Genomic DNA, 3,215 nt, shown 5'->3' with positions numbered 1-3,215 from the left:
GTATTGTGGCATGAGTATTCAAGTAAAGAGCATCAACAAATCATACGGTAATACCCAAGTTCTTCATGACATCAGCTTTGACTGTGAAAGTGGCGAAACCTTGGTATTGCTTGGCCCAAGCGGCGCGGGCAAGAGTTCATTACTGCGTGTATTGAACCTGTTAGAAATCGCGGACAACGGCGAATTAGACATTGCGAACGAGCAATTCGATTTTTCAAGCCAGATCCAAGAAAAGCAGGGGCTTAAACTTCGTCGTAAAGTTGGCATGGTGTTCCAACAATACAACTTGTGGCCACATATGACGGTGATGGAAAACTTAATTGAAGCTCCCACCAAAGTGGCGGGTTTAGATAAGCAAGAAGCCATCAAGCAAGCTCAAGAAGTACTAAAGACACTTCAACTTGCCGACAAAGCAGACGCTTGGCCACTTCAACTGTCTGGTGGTCAACAACAGCGTGTTGCGATTGCACGTGCGCTGATGATGAAACCGGATGTGTTGTTGTTTGATGAACCAACAGCGGCGCTTGATCCTGAGATCACCAACCAAGTTGTGAGCATTATTAAAGAGTTGAGTGGAACGGGCATTACTCAAGTGGTTGTGACACATGAAGTTGATTTCGCGAAGAAGATTGCTAGCCACGTTCTGTATCTAGAAAAAGGGTACATCGTTGAACACGGCACCAGCGATTCATTCGTTAACCCGCAGACACCCGAGTTTGCCGAGTATTTGACTCATTAAATCTGAGTTAACGCATAAGATTCACGTAACTCACTAGATTTAGCTAAACACAACATCGATTAAAACAATCAAATTATAAAAATGGCCACAGGTCAAAATCACACAGATTCGGAGTAACAAAATGAAAAAGATTCTACTAGCTTCACTTATCGGCCTTTCTTCTGCAGGCATGGCTGTTAATGCATCGGCACAAGACGAAATCAAATTCGCAATGGAAGCAACTTACGCACCATTCGAATACATGGACGAGAACAACCAAATCCAAGGTTTTGACGTAGACCTAGCAAACGCACTTTGTGAAGAGATGAAAGCGACTTGTACTTTTCACAACCAAGCGTTCGATAGCTTAATCCCAGCGCTTAAATTCAAACGTTACGATGCCGCTATTTCGGCAATGGACATCACTGAAGCGCGTCTTAAACAAGTAAACTTCTCTAACGCTTACTACGACAACTCTGCAGCATTCATCTCTATTGAAGGCAAAGTAGCAGACCAAGCAGCACTAGAAGGTAAGCGTGTTGGCGTTCAAAACGGTTCAACTCACCAGAGCTTCCTACTTGAGCAAATGGCTGGCGTAACAGCGGTACCTTACTCAAGCTACCAAGATGCATTCATCGACATGAAAAACGGTCGTATCGATTCAGTATTTGGTGACACAGCGGTAGTAGCTGAATGGTTCAAAAAGCAAGACAACCTAACGTATGTAGGCGACCAAGTAACAAACCAAGAGTACTTCGGTAACGGCTTTGGTATCGCAGTAAACAAGAGTAACCAAGAACTTGTAGACCAGCTTAACGTTGCACTTGCAGCAGTGAAAGCGAACGGCGAATACGACAAGATCTTTAACAAGTACTTCGGTAAGTAATTTATGGAATTAACGGGTTACTCTTTAGGGCTCGTCGAAGCAAGCTGGATGACAGTTCAGCTTGCGTTCGTAAGCCTATTGGTTGGATTGGTTCTAGCAGTGTTGTTTGCAAGTGGTGAGATGTCTCGTCGTATTGCAATCAAATGGCCAACGACTGCATTTGTGACGATTGTTCGTGGTTTACCAGAAATTCTGGTCGTACTGTTTATCTACTTTGGTTCGACACAAGTTCTGTTCATGATCACAGGCGACTTCATAGAAGTGAGCCCGTTCTTATCTGGTGTTGTTGCACTGTCACTTATTTTTGCTTCTTACGCTTCGCAAACTATTCGTGGTGCGTTGAAAGCAGTAAGCAAAGGCCAGAGAGAAGCAGCAAGTGCGCTTGGTATTTCGCAATCTCATGCTTTCTTCAGAGTCGTATTGCCACAAGCTGTAAGACACGCGCTACCAGGGTTAACCAACCAATGGTTAGTGTTATTGAAAGACACAGCACTGGTTTCATTGATTGGCGTAACCGATCTATTGAAACAAGCGCAATTAACATCAGCAGCTACGCACGAAGCATTCACTTGGTACGCGACAGCAGCAGCTATCTATTTGGTCATCACTTTAATCACACAAAGATTGGTAAAAGTGATTGATGGTAAGTTCTCTATTCAAGGTTTGGGTAACAAAGGTGCAATGGCATGAATCAACAATACCTCTCCCAAATGCTTGAAGGCTTAGTGACCAGTCTTCAACTCACAGGTGCTTCATTGCTTGTTGGTTGTATCTTGTCATTGCTGATGACGGTAACACTAACCCTAAGAATACCTGCGATTCACTGGTTAACACGTGGCATCATTACTCTGTTTACCGGCACACCATTGTTGGTTCAGATCTTCTTGGTGTATTACGGCCCGGGTCAATTCGATTGGATTCGTGAAAGCTTCCTATGGGCATGGCTTAGCCAACCTTGGTTCTGTGCAATGTTAGCACTCGCACTGAACACCGCGGCATACAGCACGCTACTGTTCAGAGGTGCATTCAACGCGATTCCAGCAGGGCAGTGGGAAGCATGTCGCGCATTAGGCATGGACAAAATCGCAACGCTTAAAGTGTTACTGCCATACGCACTACGTCGCGCCGTTCCAGCTTACTCGAACGAAGTGATTCTAGTCTTCAAAGGCACGTCACTGGCAAGCACCATCACCATCATGGATTTGATGGGGTACGCTCAGCGTATCAACGGCCAAACCTACGACACGCTCACAGTGTTCGGCATTGCTGGCGCATTCTACCTAGCAGTGAACGGCGTATTAACGCTGATCTTCCGTCAGGTAGAGAAGAAAGCCCTCGCATTCGAAGCGGCATAAGCTAGCAATTCACAAGCGTAACTAACGTATAAAGCCTGCCATTTATTTTCGTATAAATGGCAGGCTTTTTTTGTGTTTGGGCATGTGCAGGGCACTGTGATTACACACAGTATGGGCGGGTTTTCGCTAAAATCATACTATATAGAAATATTCTGCATTTTGTCATTCAATGAGTTTATCTATGTTTTAAGTCACTGAAATACTGTGATTAATCGTGGTAGAGTCCCGTACATATGAAACTAGATAGAAAAATTCT

General features: G+C 44.4%; 4 protein-coding genes. All 4 read left to right on the top strand.

Features of this window, described 5'->3' with window-relative positions; translation table 11 throughout:
- Positions 1–10 precede the first annotated feature (10 nt).
- Positions 11–739 (top strand): arginine ABC transporter ATP-binding protein ArtP, encoded by a 729-nt coding sequence (artP, locus tag AB4496_RS03210; RefSeq protein WP_009846803.1) that lies wholly within the window; start codon positions 11–13, stop codon positions 737–739.
- A gap of 121 nt (positions 740–860) precedes the next feature.
- Positions 861–1,604: a lysine/arginine/ornithine ABC transporter substrate-binding protein gene (locus AB4496_RS03205; protein ID WP_009846802.1), complete on the top strand. Its 744-nt coding sequence runs from the start codon at positions 861–863 to the stop codon at positions 1,602–1,604.
- A gap of 3 nt (positions 1,605–1,607) precedes the next feature.
- Entirely contained in the window at positions 1,608–2,294 is a 687-nt protein-coding gene (gene artQ / locus AB4496_RS03200; protein WP_017100134.1) for an arginine ABC transporter permease ArtQ, read from the top strand.
- Complete coding sequence (artM, locus tag AB4496_RS03195; protein WP_102258486.1) at positions 2,291–2,959, top strand: arginine ABC transporter permease ArtM; 669 nt, start codon at positions 2,291–2,293, stop codon at positions 2,957–2,959. The genes artQ and artM overlap by 4 nt, the downstream gene beginning before the upstream one ends.
- The last annotated feature ends 256 nt before the right edge of the window (positions 2,960–3,215 follow it).

It is taken from the genome of Vibrio sp. 10N.222.46.A1 (assembly GCF_041473595.1).
Taxonomy (GTDB): domain Bacteria; phylum Pseudomonadota; class Gammaproteobacteria; order Enterobacterales; family Vibrionaceae; genus Vibrio; species Vibrio tasmaniensis_A.
This window is presented reverse-complemented; position numbering and strand designations above follow the sequence as displayed.

What these genes read in the sequence shown, in the direction of transcription:
- artM (WP_102258486.1), top strand. Translation starts at nt 2,291, where the DNA reads ATGAATCAACAATACCTCTCCCAAATGCTTGAAGGCTTAGTGACCAGT.
- AB4496_RS03205 (WP_009846802.1), top strand. Translation starts at nt 861, where the DNA reads ATGAAAAAGATTCTACTAGCTTCACTTATCGGCCTTTCTTCTGCAGGC.
- artP (WP_009846803.1), top strand. Translation starts at nt 11, where the DNA reads ATGAGTATTCAAGTAAAGAGCATCAACAAATCATACGGTAATACCCAA.
- artQ (WP_017100134.1), top strand. Translation starts at nt 1,608, where the DNA reads ATGGAATTAACGGGTTACTCTTTAGGGCTCGTCGAAGCAAGCTGGATG.